At 70.5% G+C, this 16,038-nt stretch carries 15 protein-coding genes; 9 read left to right on the top strand and 6 right to left on the bottom strand.

Annotation, left to right across the window (positions count from 1 at the left end; genetic code table 11):
• Position 1: 1 nt before the first annotated feature.
• Positions 2-1,288, top strand: coding sequence for an extracellular catalytic domain type 1 short-chain-length polyhydroxyalkanoate depolymerase (locus JKJ07_RS46465; protein WP_203078201.1), 1,287 nt, complete (start codon positions 2-4; stop codon positions 1,286-1,288).
• A gap of 104 nt (positions 1,289-1,392) precedes the next feature.
• Here JKJ07_RS46465 and JKJ07_RS46460 read toward each other — a convergent pair whose 3' ends face one another.
• The 3 genes from JKJ07_RS46460 to JKJ07_RS46450 all read right to left on the bottom strand — a co-directional run bounded on the left by JKJ07_RS46460 (position 1,393) and on the right by JKJ07_RS46450 (position 4,248).
• Positions 1,393-2,520 carry a hypothetical protein gene (locus JKJ07_RS46460; protein WP_307834800.1) on the bottom strand — a complete coding sequence of 376 codons (1,128 nt, stop codon included), beginning with the start codon at positions 2,518-2,520 and terminating at the stop codon, positions 1,393-1,395.
• Positions 2,517-3,233 (bottom strand): TIGR03943 family putative permease subunit, encoded by a 717-nt coding sequence (locus JKJ07_RS46455; RefSeq protein ID WP_203078200.1) that lies wholly within the window; start codon positions 3,231-3,233, stop codon positions 2,517-2,519. Before JKJ07_RS46455 ends, JKJ07_RS46460 begins: the two co-directional genes overlap by 4 nt.
• Positions 3,234-3,306: 73 nt before the next feature.
• The gene (locus JKJ07_RS46450; protein WP_438871518.1) at positions 3,307-4,248 is read right to left on the bottom strand and encodes a permease; all 942 of its coding nucleotides are present in this window, start codon (positions 4,246-4,248) and stop codon (positions 3,307-3,309) included.
• Positions 4,249-4,546: 298 nt separating this feature from the next.
• Here JKJ07_RS46450 and JKJ07_RS46445 point away from each other — a divergent pair, with 298 nt between their 5' ends.
• Complete coding sequence (locus tag JKJ07_RS46445; protein WP_203078198.1) at positions 4,547-5,113, top strand: Uma2 family endonuclease; 567 nt, start codon at positions 4,547-4,549, stop codon at positions 5,111-5,113.
• 6 nt (positions 5,114-5,119) lie between these two features.
• Here the strand turns inward: JKJ07_RS46445 and JKJ07_RS46440 are convergent, their stop codons facing one another.
• Together JKJ07_RS46440 and JKJ07_RS46435 are read right to left on the bottom strand one after the other, a co-directional pair.
• Positions 5,120-6,277, bottom strand: a complete 1,158-nt coding sequence (locus JKJ07_RS46440) for a 4-hydroxybenzoate 3-monooxygenase (protein ID WP_203078197.1) — start codon at positions 6,275-6,277, stop codon at positions 5,120-5,122.
• A gap of 39 nt (positions 6,278-6,316) precedes the next feature.
• Complete coding sequence (locus JKJ07_RS46435; protein WP_307834799.1) at positions 6,317-7,048, bottom strand: IclR family transcriptional regulator; 732 nt, start codon at positions 7,046-7,048, stop codon at positions 6,317-6,319.
• An 81-nt stretch (positions 7,049-7,129) separates the two neighbouring features.
• Between JKJ07_RS46435 and pcaH the strand changes: the two genes are divergently transcribed.
• The 7 genes from pcaH (at position 7,130) to JKJ07_RS46400 (ending at position 13,380) form a co-directional block, all read left to right on the top strand.
• A complete protein-coding gene (pcaH, locus tag JKJ07_RS46430; RefSeq protein ID WP_203078195.1) occupies positions 7,130-7,855 on the top strand; it encodes a protocatechuate 3,4-dioxygenase subunit beta in 726 nt (241 codons plus the stop codon).
• Positions 7,852-8,394, top strand: a complete 543-nt coding sequence (gene pcaG, locus JKJ07_RS46425) for a protocatechuate 3,4-dioxygenase subunit alpha (RefSeq protein ID WP_203078194.1) — start codon at positions 7,852-7,854, stop codon at positions 8,392-8,394. Before pcaH ends, pcaG begins: the two co-directional genes overlap by 4 nt.
• 79 nt (positions 8,395-8,473) lie before the next feature.
• On the top strand, positions 8,474-9,712 hold the full coding sequence (locus JKJ07_RS46420; protein WP_203078193.1) for a lyase family protein: 1,239 nt from the start codon (positions 8,474-8,476) through the stop codon (positions 9,710-9,712).
• Complete coding sequence (gene pcaDC / locus JKJ07_RS52500) at positions 9,712-11,064, top strand: bifunctional 3-oxoadipate enol-lactonase/4-carboxymuconolactone decarboxylase PcaDC (RefSeq protein ID WP_268919447.1); 1,353 nt, start codon at positions 9,712-9,714, stop codon at positions 11,062-11,064. Before JKJ07_RS46420 ends, pcaDC begins: the two co-directional genes overlap by 1 nt.
• A 79-nt stretch (positions 11,065-11,143) precedes the next feature.
• Positions 11,144-11,800 (top strand): 3-oxoacid CoA-transferase subunit A, encoded by a 657-nt coding sequence (locus JKJ07_RS46410; RefSeq protein WP_203078192.1) that lies wholly within the window; start codon positions 11,144-11,146, stop codon positions 11,798-11,800.
• A gap of 37 nt (positions 11,801-11,837) precedes the next feature.
• The gene (locus JKJ07_RS46405; protein ID WP_307834798.1) at positions 11,838-12,479 is read left to right on the top strand and encodes a 3-oxoacid CoA-transferase subunit B; all 642 of its coding nucleotides are present in this window, start codon (positions 11,838-11,840) and stop codon (positions 12,477-12,479) included.
• Positions 12,480-12,618: 139 nt separating this feature from the next.
• Positions 12,619-13,380 (top strand): phosphatase PAP2 family protein, encoded by a 762-nt coding sequence (locus tag JKJ07_RS46400; protein WP_307834797.1) that lies wholly within the window; start codon positions 12,619-12,621, stop codon positions 13,378-13,380.
• On the opposite strand, the gene JKJ07_RS46395 is transcribed toward JKJ07_RS46400, so the two are convergent.
• Entirely contained in the window at positions 13,346-14,887 is a 1,542-nt protein-coding gene (locus JKJ07_RS46395) for an amidohydrolase (RefSeq protein ID WP_307834796.1), read from the bottom strand. The two genes, JKJ07_RS46400 and JKJ07_RS46395, sit on opposite strands and share 35 nt — an antisense overlap.
• Between the last annotated feature and the right edge of the window lie 1,151 nt (positions 14,888-16,038).

Genomic DNA, 16,038 nt, shown 5'->3' with positions numbered 1-16,038 from the left:
CATGCGGCGCCTCTGGATCGTGGTCACCGCCGTGGTGATCGCCGCGCTGGGCCTGGCGACGCCCGCCCAGGCCGCCTCCCTGCAGGAGGTGACGGGCTTCGGCACCAACCCGACCAACCTCCGCATGCACCTGTACGTCCCGGATCGGCTCGCCGCGACCCCAGCGCTGCTGGTTGCCGTGCACTACTGCACCGGTACGGGTCCGGCCTTCTATTCCGGTACGGAGTTCGCCTCGCTCGCCGACCAGTACGGCTTCATCGTCATCTACCCGTCGGCCACCCGCTCCGGCCAGTGCTTCGACGTGTCCACGCCGGGCGCGCTCACGCACAACAGCACGAGCGACCCGGCCGGCATCGTGTCGATGGTCCGCTACGTGCAGCAGCGCTACGGAACCGACGTCAACCGTACGTTCGTCACCGGCGCGTCCTCGGGCGCGATGATGACCAACGTCCTGCTGGGCGACTATCCGGACGTGTTCGCGGCCGGGTCGGCGTTCATGGGGGTGCCGTTCGGCTGCTTCGCCACGACCGACGGCTCGATGTGGAACAGCACCTGCTCGTCCGGCCAGTCGATCAAGACGCCGCAGGCCTGGGGTGATCTCGTCCGCGCGGCCTACCCCGGCTACACCGGCCGGCGCCCGCGCATGCAGGTGATGCACGGCGTCAACGACACCACGCTGCAATATCCGAACTTCGGGGAGGAGATCAAGCAGTGGACGAACGTGCTCGGTGTCTCCCAGACGCCGGTGCTCACCGACACCCCGCAGAGCGGATGGACCCGTACGCGATATGGGTCGACGGCCGTGCAGGCGCCGGTCGAGGGCATCAGCGTCGCCGGGACCGGCCACAACCTGCCCCTTGCGGGCATGGCGCGGCTGGCGATCGCCTTCTTCGGACTGGACGGCTCGACACCCCCGACGACGCCCCCGCCGACGACGCCTCCGCCCACCACCCCGCCGCCGACCGGTGGTGGCGCGTGCCGGGTGACCACGACGGTCAACGCTTGGAACACGGGGTTGACCGCGCAGGTGACGGTCGCCAACACCGGCACCGCGGCGGTCAACGGCTGGAACCTCGGCTTCACCCTGCCCGCCGGCCAGACGATCACGTCGGGCTGGAATGCCACCTACTCGCCCACGTCGGGTGCCGTCACCGCCCGCAACGTGAGCTACAACGGCACGATCGCGGCCGGCTCTTCGGTCTCGATCGGCTTCCAGGCCAACCACACCGGGAACAACGCCGCGCCGACCGGCTTCACGCTCAACGGCGCGACGTGTTCCACGACCTGACCGGACGCCCGGTGTCGGGCTGATCCGGCGCCGGTCAGGTCAGGGTGCCGCCGTCGGGACCGTCCCCACGGCGGCGCCCTCTTGCGCGGGCCCGCGCCGCCGGCCTACACCGTGCGCAGGTCGAGCGTGTGCCAGGTGATCTCCTCGTCGCCCGTGGTGGTCGACCACCAGAGCATGCCGCCGCGGGAGAACGCGCCGTCCGCATTGGCCGCGACGTCGACCGTGCGGCCGGTGGCGATGTCATAGACGACCAGCGCCGCCGCCCCGGTCACGTCGGTGTCGGGGCCGGGCTCGGCGAGGATCTCGAAGCGGTCCAGCACGGCGACGTCGGTGATCGCGGCCTGCGCGGCCCCACCGGCGATCTTGCGGCGGTCGGAGCCGTCGGGGCGCAGCAGGTCGATGCGGGCCAGCGTTTCCTCGCCCATCACCATCGACCGGCACCACACCGGGCCGCAGGTCAGCAAGTCCATCGCCCCGCCGCCGGCGATCGGGGTGTCGCGGCGGGTGGCCAGGTTGCGCAGCCGCGGCTCGCCCGACGTGGAGCCGTCGTCGACCAGCCACGGCCAGGCCGACATCGACCACTGGCCGGGCTCGACACGTACGGTGGCCTTGCCCCCGCCGATGGGAACCGACCGCACCTCGGTCTGCTTGTCGGCGTCGCTCGGCGCGGCCGTCCAGTGCACCTGCCCGTCCGCGACCACCAGGTCGTACTGGTTGCCGAAGAACACCGCGTGCCCCATGTCGGCGAGCAGCATCCGGGCCGGGCCGCCGCTGACCGCCGCCGCCCACAGGCTCGTCTTGCTGCCGGTCATCGACTCCACCCAGAAGACCTGGCCGTCGCTCGCCGTGAACGCCTCGAACTGCGGGTTCCCGGTCAGTGTCAACCGGCGCAATTCCCGGACCTGTTTCCCCGTACGGATGAGGAGCCGCTGCTCGGATCCCGCCGGGGTGGGCGCCGTGCCGATCGCGGTGGTCGCGTCGAGGAACATCGTCGGCGAGAACAGCGGGCCGTCGGCGAGCCCGGCCGGCATGTCGGCGCGCTTCGCCTCGGGCCAGGCGGCCTGCACGCCGGTTCGAGTGGGTACGACCGGGGGCTTGTCGTCGCGCGGGTTGCCGACGAGCAGCGCGGTGCCGGCGGCCAGGGCCACGGCGAGCGCGACGGCCGTCGTCCAGCGTCCGCGTCCCCGTCCCCGTGCTTTCGAGGGCGCGGGCTGCTCGATCGTCGCGGTCACGCGTACGGCTGCTTGGGTTGGGGAACCTCCTGCCACGACTTGACCTCGAGGAAGGCCACGTCGACGTTGTTGACCGGGTCCTTGCCGCGCTGCCCGGTGTAGACGCCGGTGACCTGGACCCACGTGTCGGCGGGCACGTCGATCGGGGCCCGGCCGGTCAGCCCGAGCTTGATCGGCCGGCCGTCGGCGGCGCAGCACGAGAGCACCATCCGGGCCAGCATCGGGGCGCCGTCCGGAGCCGTGGTGATGAACCCGGTCAGCTTCAGGTCGCGGCCGGTGAGGCTCTTGCCCTCGTCGAACAGCGCGCGCGAGGCGTAGTCGATCAGGCTCAGCTCGACGGTCGAGCCCTCGGGCAGCGGGGGATAGTCGGAGTCGCCGACCGGGGCCGCCGCCACGCTGCCGGCTTGATTCGCCGCGTACGACCCGAGGGCCGGCGGCGCCACCAGCAGCAGCCCGAGCACCGGCAGGATGAGCAGCCAGCCGACGCCGGGCCCGTGCTCGCTGTGACCGTGCCCGTCGTCGTCGTGCTCGGCCGGGAACCGCCACGAATACCAGATCGTCATGACTGCCGCCGCCACCAGCAGCACGCCGGTGGCGATCAGGAAGGGCCGCAGCCCCTCCTTGACGTAGCGCAGGTAGAGATCGGTGAACGAGGCGCGCAGGATCGCACCCCCGAAGAGCAGCAGAATGACGCCCTGGGTCAGCCTGTTCATTGCGGCACTCCGCTGCGCTTTGTGCCGGTCTGAACCCGGGTGCTGAGCCTGATGATGCCCTCGCTCCGCTCGGTCATAGCAGCACCGCCCCGAAGAGGGTCGCGACCAGCACGGCGACGACGAACGTGGCCGGCGCGAACCGGGAGGCGAACCGGCGGCCGAACACGCCGGTCTGCATCGAGATCAGTTTGAGGTCGACCATCGGCCCCACCACCAGGAACACCAATCGTGACGTGAGCGAGAACTGGCTCAGCGAGGCGGCCACGAACGCGTCGGCCTCGCTGCAGATCGAGAGCAGGACGGCCAGCACGGCCAGCGCGAGGATCGCGAGCACCTCGTTGGCGGCCAGGCCGGTCAGCCAGGCCTCGGGCACCACCACGTTGATCGTGGCCGCGGCGGCCGCCCCGATCACCAGGAACCCGCCCGCGTGCAGCACGTCGTGCCGGCAGGCGGCCCAGAACGCGCGGGCCTGCGACAGGTCGTCCAGCTCGGGCCGGTGCGGCAGCCGGATCCACTCGGTCTTGCCGAGGCGCAGCCAGAGCCAGCCGATCAGCACCGCCACGACGAGGCTGGCCACGCCGCGGGCGACCGCCATCTCGGGCCGCCCGGGAAACGCGATCACCGTGGCCGTCAGCACGATCGGGTTGATCGCGGGCGCGGCCAGCAGAAACGCGAGCGCGGCGGCCGGCGTGACCCCGCGCCGGATCAGCGAGCCGGCGATCGGCACGCTGCCGCACTCGCAGCCGGGCAGCACGACCCCGGCCAGGCTCGCGGTCGGCACGGCCAGCGCGGGATGGCTGGGCAGGGCCTTGGCCCAGAACGACCGCGGCACGTAAACCGCGATCACGGCCGAGAGCGCCACCCCGAACGCCAGGAACGGCGCCGCCTGCACGAGCACCGACACGAACACGGTCGTCCAGGTCTGCAGCGCGGGCCCGGAGACGAGCTCGGACAGCGGCCCCCGAAACACGACGAGCAGAACCAGCAGCCCCGCCAGGATTTCGAGCGACCCGATCTTGCGCTCGGGCTTCTTCTCCGGCGGACCTTCAGGGGGCTGCGCCGGTGCGCTCCAGTCGATCCCCTCGGGGTCGAGGTCGGTCGATGGGGTCGAGGACAAGGGTTGCTCCAATGCGGTCGGCCGCGCCCCAACTTACCCGCCCCGGCCCACCCCGCCAGTGCCTCACCCGAGGGAATCCCACCCGCATTGAACTGCGCATATGTTCATCTGTGCATGAGTCAGACCGATGCCGGTGGCCGGGTTGTGTTCACGGTATCTTGAAGCCGGTAGCCGACCACGTTTTCAGGAGGTGTGCATGACTGCCGAGATGGTCGCGCCGGCCTGGATGCATCAGCAGGTCACGGCGGAGCAGTACGACTCCTGGACGGAAGAGCAGTGTGCGGGCATCGAAGTCGTGGATGGGATGGTTCTCGTGAGTCCGAGCGCGTCCGCACTGCACAACCGCCTAGGCCGGCTGCTGGCGAACGCCTTGGACGCTGCAGGGGGGACGGATTGGAACGCCGACACAGACTTCGATGTCCGGTTCCAGGACGTACCGCTGGCCAATCGTCGTCCTGACGTCACCGTATATCGGGCGGATGCCATCAGACTCACTCCGATACGAGCCGAGCATGTGCTCCTCCTGGTCGAAGTCGTCTCGCCGGGGTCGGAGACGACCGACCGGATCCACAAGGCGGACCAGTACGCAAAAGCGGGAGTTCAGTTCTATTGGCGTGTTGAGCAAGCCACCACCGGTGCGCCGATCGTGTATACGTACATCCTCGACCCGGCGACTGCCCGTTATCGCGACGGCGAGGTCTTCACCAGCGTCGTGAAGACGGACGTGCCCTTCGCCGTCGAGGTCGATCTCGGACGGATCTGATTCCGGTCAGAAGCCGATGGGCAGGCCCGCGTAGTTCTCGGCCAGGCCCGTGGCGCCGGCCTCGCTCGAGGTGACCCAGCGCAACTGGGAGAGCTGCAGCTGGGCGTCGAACGGGTCGCCCGAGGCGTGCAGCATCGTTGTCATCCACCACGAGAAGTGGGTGCAGCGCCAGACCCGGCGCAGCGCGTCGTCCGAATAGCTGTCGGCGAGCCGCGGGTCCCGGTCGATCAGCAGGGCCACCAGCGCCCGGCTCAGCAGGGTCACGTCGGCGATCGCCAGGTTGAGGCCCTTGGCGCCGGTCGGGGGCACGATGTGCGCGGCGTCCCCGGCCAGGAACAGCCGGCCCCGCCGCATCGGGGTCTGCACGTAGCTGCGCATCGGCAGCACGCTCTTGTCCGTCACCGGGCCGGGGGTCAGCTTCCAGCCGTCCTGCCCGTGCCCGAGCCGTTTCGCCAGCTCGGCCCAGATCCGGTCGTCGGGCCAGTCGGCGGTGTCCGTCCCGTTCGGCACCTGCAGATAGAGCCGGCTCACGGTCTCCGAGCGCATCGAGTGCAGCGCGAACCCGTCCGGGTGCCACGCGTAGATCAGCTCGTCGGTCGACGGGGCCACATCGGCCAAAATCCCGAGCCACGAGTACGGATAAACGCGCTCGAACTGCTGGTCCGGCGTGGCGGCGGCCCGGGACGGCCCGAACGACCCGTCGCAGCCCGCGATCACTTCCGCGTCCAACCGTTGCGCCACACCTGACGAGTCCACGAATGTCACGTACGGGTGCTCTTGCAGGGAATGCAGCTCCACGTCGGAAACCTCGTAGAAAACCTGTGCCGTCCCCGCCGCGACCAGGTCTTTCTGCACCTCGGTCTGGCCGTAGACCCACACGCTGCGCCCGGCCAGGTCGACGAAGTCGAGGTGGTGCCGCTCGCCGGGCAGCTGCAGATAGATGCCGCGATGCTCGTGGCCCTCGGCGCGCAGCCGGTCGCCCAGCCCCACCGACTCGAGCAGCTCGACACTCGAGCTCTCCAGGATGCCGGCCCGGATCCGCGCGGCCACGTACTCCTGCGAGCGCGTCTCGATCACCACCGCCTCGACGCCGCCGCGGTGCAGCAGGTGGGCGAGGAGCAGACCGGCCGGGCCGGCGCCGACGATGGCGACCTGGGTACGCATAGGCCCAGCCAACGGCAGCCGCGCCGCACCGGCAAGGGCCTATTTCCACTGACCGGAAGCCATCGTCCGGGCGATCCCGCGCGCCGCCACCTGCAAGGCGGCCACCAGCCGGGCCTGCTCGCGGCGCAGATCGGGCACGACGATGCCCAGCGCGGCCACCACATCGTCGGCCGGACCCCGTACGGGAACCGCGACCGAGCAGGCCCCCAGGCTCATCTCCTCGCCGGTGGTGGCGTACCCGTCGGTTCTGACCTTGCGGAGCTGCTCGGCGAGCCGGGCCGGTTGGGTGACCGTGTACGCCGTGATCCGCACCAGCCGGCCGAACGCCTCCTGCCGCACCTGTTCGGGGGCGTACGCCAGAAGGACCTTGCCCACCCCCGTGGCGTGCAGCGGAAGTCGCGAGCCGACCTTGCTCACCACCGGCACCGACACGTGCCCGGCCAGCCGATCGACGTAGAGCACCTCGCAGCCGTCGCGGACCGCCAGATGCACGGTCGCCAGCGTGGCGCCGTAGAGGTCGTGCAGGAACGGCGACGCGGCCTGGCGCAGCCCCGACTGCACCGGCGCGAGCAGCCCGAGGTCCCACAGCCGGCGCCCGATCACGTATTCGCCCGAGGCCAGCCGGGCCAGCGCGCCCCACTCGCGCAGCTCGCCGACCAGCCGGTGCGCGGTCGCCAGGGGCAGCCCGGAACGGCGGCTGAGCTCGCTCAACGTGAGGCTGCGATGCTCCGGGTCGAACGCCCCGAGCAACGCGAGAGCCCGTGAGGTCACGCTCGCAGCCATGCCGAGCCCTTCCGCTGGATGGAAGCCAAGTATCGTCTCGCGACCTTCGCCTGGTCTAGCGTCGCCAACGTGACGACCCAGGCGGACATCAATCGCGAGATCGATCAGTTGCGCGGGAGCGGCGGACCCCAGCCGCGGCTCGACTACCCGCCCTACCGCAGCAGTGTGCTGCGGCATCCGACACGCGACCGGCAGCTGGTCGACCCCGAGGGCGTCGAGCTGTGGGCGCCCTGCTTCGGGGCGGCCGACGTCGACGACGCCGAGGCCGACCTGACCATCCAGCGCGCGGGTGAGCCGCTGGGGGAGCGGATGGTCGTCACCGGGCGGATCACCGACGGCGACGGACGACCCGTACGGGATCAGCTTGTGGAGATTTGGCAGGCCAACGCGTCGGGCCGCTACTGGCACCAGCGCGACCAGCATCCGGCCCCGCTCGACCCCAACTTCGTCGGCGCGGGCCGCTGCCTGACCGGCGCCGACGGCGTGTACTCGTTCCAGACGATCAAGCCGGGCGCGTATCCGTGGCGCAACCACGTCAACGCGTGGCGGCCCGCGCACATCCACTTCTCACTCTTCGGCACCGACTTCACGCAGCGCCTGGTCACGCAGATGTACTTCCCGGGCGACCCGCTGTTCGACCTCGACCCGATCTATCAGTCGATCACCGACCCCAAGGCGCGGGAGATGCTCGTCGCGTCCTACGACCACGAGCTGACCACGCCCGAGTATCGCCTCGGCTACCGGTGGGACATCGTGCTCAGCGGCACCCACCGCACGCCCCTGGAGGAGCAGTGACCTTCGCCCCGGGCCAGACCGTCGGCCCGTTCTTCCACCTCGGCCTGCCCTTCGAGGGCGGCAATCTCCTGGTTCCCACTGCCCACCCCGATGCCGTACGTCTCCACGGGCGGGTCTTCGACGGCGAGGGCGCCGGGGTTCCCGACTCGGTGATCGAGATCTGGCAGGCCGACCCGTCGGGCCGCGTGCCCCGCGGAACCGGCTCCTTCCACCGCGACGGGTTCACGTTCACGGGGTGGGGGCGGGCGCAGACCGACGGCGACGGGCACTACTGGTTCTCGACGCTGATCCCGGGCGTGACCGAGCCCGGCCGGCGCCCGTTCATCGCCGTCACCGTGTTCGCCCGCGGCCTCACCGACCGGCTCTTCACCCGCGCCTACCTGCCCGGCGACGAACCGGAGGCGCTGCTCGACGGGCTGGAACCGGGCCGCCGCGATACGCTGATCGCCACGCGCGAGGAGCGTGGGCTGCTCTTCGACATCCACCTGCAGGGCGAAGGTGAGACGGTGTTCCTGAGCTATCCGCGGCAGGCCCGATGAGTCTGCTCCCCGGCCGGCGCCTGTCCGCCGGTCGCCGCCGGCTCTGCGGCCGTTGCTTGCCGGCCCGTCATCGGCGCCCATGAGCGATCTGCTCTGGCCCGGGGACGCGCGGGCGGGCGACCTCTGCACCGACGCGAGCGTGCTGGCCGCGCTGTTGCGGGTCGAATCGGCCTGGATCGACGTCGATCTCTCGGGACTGGCCGGGCCGGACGACCTGCCCTTCCTGAGCTCGGCGGCCGAGGAGGGCGGCAACCCGGTCATCCCGCTGCTCTCCCTGCTGCGCTCGCGCTTCTCCGACCCGCGGCTTCATGCCGGCCTGACCAGCCAGGACGTGCTCGACACGGCCCTGATGCTGTGCCTGCGCGACGCATCCTCCGCCCTCCGCGGCTGTGTCGAGGCGCAGATCAGCACGCTGGCCGCCCTGGCCGACCGGCATCGTCACACCGACATGGCCGGGCGCACGCTCACCCAGCACGCCGTGCCGATCACGTTCGGGCTCAAGGTCGCGAGCTGGCTGCAGGGTGTGCTCGACGCCCGCGACGCCCTGGCCGCGGCCACCCTCCCGATCCAGCTCGGCGGGGCGGCCGGCAGCCTGGCCGCGGTCGTCGCGATCGAGGGCTCACCCGACCTGGCCGTGGCCCGAGTGGCCGCCACTGCCGCCCGGCTCGGCCTGCCCCTGCACCAGCCCTGGCACACCGGCCGGGCCCCGCTCACCCGCTTCGGCGACGCCCTCGTGACCTGCACCGACGCCTGGGGCCGGATAGCCAACGACGTGCTGCTGCTGACCCGCCCGGAGCTCGGCGAACTGACCCTGACCGGCGGCGGTTCGTCCGCGATGCCCAACAAGCGCAACCCGACCCTGGCCGTCCTCGTCCGCCGGGCCGCACTGGCCGGGCCGCCGCTGGCCGCGACCCTGCACACGGCGGCCGCGAACATGATCGACGAACGCCCCGACGGCGCCTGGCACGTCGAGTGGTCCACGGCGCGCACACTCACCCGCCGTACGGTGGCCGCGGGGTCGCAAACCGCCGAGATGCTGGCCGGTCTGCAAGTCAACACCCAGCGCATGGCCGCCACGCTCGCCGCCGCCCGCCCCGGCATCGACGCCGAACAACGCAAATACGCCGCCCCCTCCTCCCACGCCGCCGCTTCCTCGCGCGCCGACCCCTCTTCGGGCGCTGCCTCCTCGGGCGCTGCCTCCTCCTCGCGCGTCGCCTCCGACGCCTCCTCGCGTGGAGCTGCCGGCGCTGACGGCTCCTATCGTGGGGCTACCGACCAGATCATCGATGCCGCGCTGGCGCGAGCGGGGGAGAAGTAATGCTGACCGCAACCACAATCGTCGACGCCCCCGGCCGCCCGTTGCTGCTGCTCGGGCCGTCCCTGGGCACCTCGGCCGAGACGCTGTGGCGGCGTTGCGCCGAACGGCTCCGCGGCGAGCACCACGTCGTCGCCTGGGACCTGCCCGGCCACGGCGTCTCACGGCCCGCGCCCGGCGGCTTCGGGATCGCCGGCCTGGCCCGCGGTGTCCTCGCGCTCGCCGACCAGATCCGCCCGGACGAGCCGTTCCGCTACGCGGGCGTGTCAGTGGGCGGCGCGACCGGCCTGCAGCTGCTGCTCGACGCGCCGGACCGGGTCGAGGCGGCCGCGCTGATCTGCACCGGCGCCAAGATCGGCGAGTCGACGGGGTGGCGGCAACGAGCCGAGACCGTACGCGCGGACGGCACCCCCGCCGTGGTCGGCGCCTCGCAGCAGCGGTGGTTCGCGCCCGGCTTCGCGCAGCAGTCGCCCGGCATCGTCGCCGGCCTGCTCACCGCCTTGCGCGCCACCGACCCGGAGAGCTACGCGCTGGTCTGCGAGGCGCTGGCCGCGTTCGACGTCCGCGACCGGCTCGCCGAGATCAAGGCCCCGGTGCTCGCGATCGCCGGCGCCGACGACCAGCCGACCCCACCCGACAACCTGGCCCGGATCGCCGCGGGGGTGCGCAACGGCCGTCTCGTCGTACTGGAAAATGTCGCCCACCTGGCCCCCGCCGAGAAACCGGGCGAGGTCGCGGCCCTGCTGGACGAGCATTTCGGCGGCCCCGCCACCCTTGACCGGGTGCGCGACGCCGGCCTGCGCGTGCGCCGCCAGGTCCTGGGTGACGACCACGTCGACCGCGCGATCGCCGCCACCACCGACTTCACCCGCGACTTCCAAGACCTGATCACCGCGTACGCCTGGGGCGAGATCTGGACCCGCCCCGGCCTCGACCGCCGCAGCCGCTCCATGATCACCCTGACGGCCCTGATCGCCCTCGGCCACCACGAGGAGCTGGCCATGCACGTACGGGCAGCCCGCACCAACGGCCTGACCGACGACGAAATCAAAGAAGTGTTGTTGCAGACCGCGATCTACTGCGGCGTCCCGGCCGCCAACGCCGCCTTCCGAGTTGCCCAACAGGTCCTCAACACCCCGTCAACCCCCTCCCACCCGGCCACCTCACCATCGCCCGACTCCCCGTCCGCCCCATCCACCTCGTCCGCTCCTTCCGCCGGCCCCGGCTCCCCGGCCGCTTCCTCCGATCCGGCCCCCCATTCCGACTCCACCGATATCTCCCGCCCCGCCATCCCTTTGACCGTCATCCCCTCCTTTCCCGATTCCCTCTTCTCCCGCCCCGGGGATGATCAATGACGGCGTCGATCCTCACCCCTTCCGTGTCTGTCATCCCCTCGCTCCCTGCCTTCCCCTTTTCCGACCTTGGGGATGATCAATGACGGCGTTGATCATGGAGGCGGCCGAGGCTGTCGCGGCGGTCAAGGACGGTGACACCGTGCTGGTCGGCGGGTTCGGGATGGCAGGGATGCCGGTCGAGTTGATCGACGCGCTGATCGCGCACGGCGCCGGCGACCTGACGATCGTGAGCAACAACGCGGGCAACAGCGACACCGGGCTCGCGGCCTTGCTGGCGGCGGGCCGCGTACGGAAGGTCGTTTGCTCTTTCCCTCGCCAAGCCGACTCGTGGGTGTTCGACGGGTTGTACCGCGCGGGCAAGATCGAGCTCGAGGTCGTCCCGCAGGGCAACCTGGCCGAGCGGATGCGCGCCGCCGGGGCCGGGATCGGCGCGTTCTACAGCCCGACCGGGGTCGGCACGCCGCTGGCCGAGGGCAAGGAGTCGCGGGTCATCGACGGTCGCGAGTACGTCCTCGAGTTCCCGATCCGCGGTGACGTGGCGCTGATCCGCGCGCACGTGGCTGACCGGATGGGCAACCTGGTCTACCGCAAGACCGCGCGCAACTTCGGCCCGGTGATGGCGACCGCTGCCGCCGTGACGATCGCCCAGGTCTCCTCGATCGTCGACGTCGGCGAGCTCGACCCCGAGGTGATCGTGACCCCGGCGATCTACGTGAATCGGCTGGTGTCGGTGTGATCCCGTTTCGTTCGCTCGTCCGCCCGGTGGTGATGTCGTGAGCTTGTCCCGCGAGCAGATGGCCGAGATCGTCGCCCGGGACATTCCGGACGGCGCCTACGTCAACCTGGGCATCGGCCAGCCCACGATGGTCGCCGACTATCTGCGCCCCGACAGCGGCGTCGTCCTGCACACCGAGAACGGCATGCTCGGCATGGGCCGCCCCGCGACCGGCGACGAGATCGATCCCGACCTGACGAACGCGGGTAAGCAGCCGGTCACCGAGCTGCCCGGCGCCTCGTACTTCCACCACGCCGACTCGTTCGCCATGATGCGGGGCGGGCATCTCGACGTCTGCATCATGGGCGCGTTCCAGGTGTCCGCGACCGGTGACCTGGCGAACTGGTCGACCGGCGCCCCCGACGCCATCCCGGCCGTCGGCGGGGCGATGGATCTGGCCATCGGCGCCAAGCAGGTCTTCGTGATGATGAGCCTGTTCGCCAAGGACGGCTCCCCGAAACTTGTGCCCGAGTGCACCTATCCGCTGACCGGCCGTGCCTGTGTGAGCAGGGTCTACACCGACGTGGCCACGTTCGCCGTCGGAGCGGACGGCGTCCGGATCGTCGAAACGTTCGGGATCTCGGTCGATGAGCTGACCACCCGCCTTTGCATGCCCTTGGTATCTTCGCCGTTCACTTGATCTTTGAGTTTGCGTCGTCCGTCGTTGGTTGTGGCTGTGTGATTCGTTTCGCAGTGTGAAACATTGCGCTGAGTGCAACAACTGGACGATCCTGGGAAACCGGCTTCGGTTCTCCCGGCGAGGTCGTCCGGAGGTGCACGTGAACGGCATTGCTGTGCGTCGTGCGCTGCGGGAGTTCGCTCTCGTGGCCGCGCTGTTCCTCGCGTACAAGATGGGTCGTCTGCTGGTCGACGGCCACGTCAGCGAGGCGATGAACAACGCGACGGCGGTCTGGCACTTCGAGCGGGCCCTGCACCTGCCCAGCGAGGCCGGCCTGCAGAACACGCTGCTCGGCCACGAGTGGTGGGTGCGGATAGCCAACAGCTTCTACGCCTACGTGCACTTCCCGGCCACGGCGGCCGCGCTCATCTGGCTCTATGTCCGCAAGCCCGAGACGTACCTCTGGATGCGCCGCACCCTGGCCACCCTGACCGCGTTCGCGCTGGTCATCCACGCTCTCTACCCCCTCGCCCCGCCGCGGATGCTCTCCGGCGTCGGCATCGTCGACACCGGGCACCTGTTCGGCCCGTCCGTCTACGGCGCCCCCTCCAGCGACACCCTCTCCAACCAGTACGCGGCCATGCCGTCGCTGCACGTCGGCTGGGCCGTGGTGGTCGCCCTCGCACTGATGACCACCACCGCCGGCTGGAAGCGCTGGCTGTGGCTCGCCCATCCCGCGATCACGCTGCTGGTCGTGGTGGTGACCGGCAACCACTACTGGGTCGACGCGATCGCCGTCCTCGGCCTGCTCGGCGTCGTGCACGCCCTGGTCCCGCGCGCGGCCACGGCCCACATCCCGGCCCAGCGCCGCCCCGCCACGGTCGCCGTCAGCCGTACACCCTCCTCCCGTCCACGAAGGTGAGCTCGACCTTCGCCGCCCCGATCTCCTCCCGCGGCCGCACGAACAGGTCGCGATCGAGCACGACCAGGTCGGCCCGGAAGCCAGGTCGCAGCCGTCCCGTGTCGTCGCGCCGGTTCACGTACGCCGATCCCGCCGTGTAGGCCTCCAGCGCCGTGGCCAGGTCGAGCCGCTGCTCGGGCAGGAACGGCTCGCGCCCCTCGTCCGGCAGCGCCCGGTTGACCGCCACGTGGATGCCCTGCAACGGATCCGGCGTGCTCACCGGCCAGTCGCTGCCCCCGGCCAGCCGCGCCCCGCTCTGCAACAGATCGCCGAACGGGTATTGCCGGTTCACCGCCGCCGGATCGAGGAACGGGATCGTCAGCTCGTCCATCTGCGGCTCGTGCGCCGCCCAGTACGGCTGCATGTTCGCCGTCGCCCCCAGCTGCGCGAACCGCGGCACGTCGGCCGGGTGCACCACCTGCAGATGCGCCAGGTGAGGCCGGGTGTCACTTGGCCCGTTCGCCGAACGGGCCGCCTCGACCGCGTTGAGGGCATCCCGCACAGCCCGATCGCCCAGCGCGTGGAAATGCGCCTGGAAGCCCAGCTTGTCGAGCTCGGTCACATAGCGGGGCAGCGCCTCCGGGTCGATGAACGACATGCCCCGGTTCGCCGTCGCATGCCCGCAGGCGTCGCGGTACGGCTCTGTCATCGCCGCCGTGAAGTTCTCCGCGATGCCGTCGAGCATCAACTTCACCGTGTCACAACGCAACCGCCCCGCCGTCAGCTCCGCCCGCCGCTCGACCAGCCGCGCGACCTGCTCCAGACCGAGGTCCCGATCCCACCACAAGGCGCCGACCACCGTCGCGATCAGCGTGTCGTCCCGGACGGCTTTCGCGTACGCGTCGGAGACGTCGGCATATCCGTTGGCGGCCGCGAGCATGGCGTCCTGCCAGGCCGTGATGCCCAGCGACAGCAGCAACTGCTGGGCCCGCATCAACCCCTCGTACTTCTCGGACGCCGTCATGTCGGGCACCTCGACCAGCTCCATCGCGCCCTCCTGCAGCGCGCCGACCGGGGTGCCGTCGCCCTCCCGGTCGATCCGCCCGCTGGCCGGGTCGGGCGTCGAGGCCGTGATGCCGGCCCGCTCGAGCGCCACCGTGTTCACCCAGGCGGCGTGGTGATCGCGGTTGAGCAGATAGACCGGCCGATCCGACACCACGGAGTCGAGCAGCCGCCGATCCGGAATCCCGTTCTCGAAACTCTCCATCGACCACCCACCCCCGAGAATCCACTCGGCCCGCGGATTGGCCGTCGCGTAGTCGCGCACCCGCCGCAGATACTCATCCCGATCGGTGGTCCCGGTCAGATCACACTGCCCCAACTCCACCCCACCCATCACGGCGTGGATGTGTGCGTCCTGAAACCCCGGGATCAGCAGCCGCCCACCCAGCTCGACCACCTCGGTGCCCGCGCCGATGAGCTCACGCAGCTCCTCGCCCCCGACCGTCAGGATCCGCCCGTCCTTCACCGCCAGCCAGCTCGCCCTTTGCCGCTCCGCCCCGCCGCCACTCGCCCCGCTCCCGCCGCCCTCGCTCGCACCGCTCCCGCTCGCCCCGCTCCCGTTCGCGCCACCCCTCCCGTTCCCGCCGTTCCTGCCGCTCCCACCCGTGAAGACGTTCCCCCCAGCAAAGACCAGGTCAGCCTGAGTCATGAACAGCTCCATCCACCCGAACCCCCACACGCCGCCCTGGCGCCAGACCCCTCCATCCCACACCTTCAGCCAAGATCGCGGGCACCCCTGTGGACAACTCCGCAGACCCTCCAACCGTGCCTGTGGACAACGCCCATCCCACCCACCAAATCCGCTACCCTCCCCGCCCACGCACCCGCTTACCAGTCAACAACCGCAGACCCCAGGGTGGGCGGCTCTGGTGGTGGGTGCCCCACCCATGGGGGGTGGGTCGACTAGGGGCCGTTAACCCCGGGCGGGTGGGCCGGCTAGGAGTCGTCACCCAGGGCGGGTGGGCCGGCTAGGAGTTGTGACCCCCGGGTGGGCGGGCTGGCTAGGAGTGGTTACCGCGTACGGGAGTGCAGGTCCCGCCCGTTCACCGCTGGGCGGGTCGGCTGGGAGTTGCTCCCTGGGCGGGTGGGACGACTGGGAGTGGTCACCACGGGGCCGGCGTCCACGGGGTTGACCTGGGGTGATGCACACCATGGGGGGTCGATTTGGCGGTTCGGGGAACAGCGGGTAATGTTTTCGGAGCCGCCAGGGAGACGGGCGAGCGAGCGGGACTCTTCGGAGGACCGGCGCGGCCGTCCTGGAGGAAACCACCTAACCCAGCAGGGTTGATTGGTGTGCCGTTCGCGGCTCGCCGAGAATTCTGCTGAATGGTGGTGCCCAAAGCAATTCGGGCACGGCGAATTCGGGTCTCGACCCGGATTTGGCGGACCGGAAAGCAGCGGGTAAGGTTTTAGAAGTGCCCCGGAGCGGTTAGCCGGGTGTGGTTGTTCTTTGAGAACTCAACAGGGTGCTTGATAAGCCAGTGCCAATCAAGTAATACCCCGGCCGGCTTGCCTCGTTTTTGGATGGGGTTTGTCGGTGGGAGATTCCTTTGGCAGTTGTTTAACTGCCGGGACGCTTTTCCACAGTTTTTGTTGGAGAGTTTGATCCTGGCTCAG

Origin of the sequence: Paractinoplanes lichenicola (assembly GCF_016785085.1) — a bacterium.
GTDB classification, from domain to species: domain Bacteria; phylum Actinomycetota; class Actinomycetes; order Mycobacteriales; family Micromonosporaceae; genus Actinoplanes; species Actinoplanes lichenicola.
The sequence above is the reverse complement of the archived record's forward strand: the minus strand, read 5'-3'. Positions and strand labels throughout refer to the sequence as shown.

What these genes read in the sequence shown, in the direction of transcription:
- JKJ07_RS46465 (WP_203078201.1), top strand. Translation starts at nt 2, where the DNA reads ATGCGGCGCCTCTGGATCGTGGTCACCGCCGTGGTGATCGCCGCGCTG.
- JKJ07_RS46455 (WP_203078200.1), bottom strand. Translation starts at nt 3,233, where the DNA reads ATGAACAGGCTGACCCAGGGCGTCATTCTGCTGCTCTTCGGGGGTGCG.
- JKJ07_RS46445 (WP_203078198.1), top strand. Translation starts at nt 4,547, where the DNA reads ATGACTGCCGAGATGGTCGCGCCGGCCTGGATGCATCAGCAGGTCACG.
- JKJ07_RS46440 (WP_203078197.1), bottom strand. Translation starts at nt 6,277, where the DNA reads ATGCGTACCCAGGTCGCCATCGTCGGCGCCGGCCCGGCCGGTCTGCTC.
- JKJ07_RS46420 (WP_203078193.1), top strand. Translation starts at nt 8,474, where the DNA reads ATGAGCGATCTGCTCTGGCCCGGGGACGCGCGGGCGGGCGACCTCTGC.
- pcaDC (WP_268919447.1), top strand. Translation starts at nt 9,712, where the DNA reads ATGCTGACCGCAACCACAATCGTCGACGCCCCCGGCCGCCCGTTGCTG.
- JKJ07_RS46410 (WP_203078192.1), top strand. Translation starts at nt 11,144, where the DNA reads ATGACGGCGTTGATCATGGAGGCGGCCGAGGCTGTCGCGGCGGTCAAG.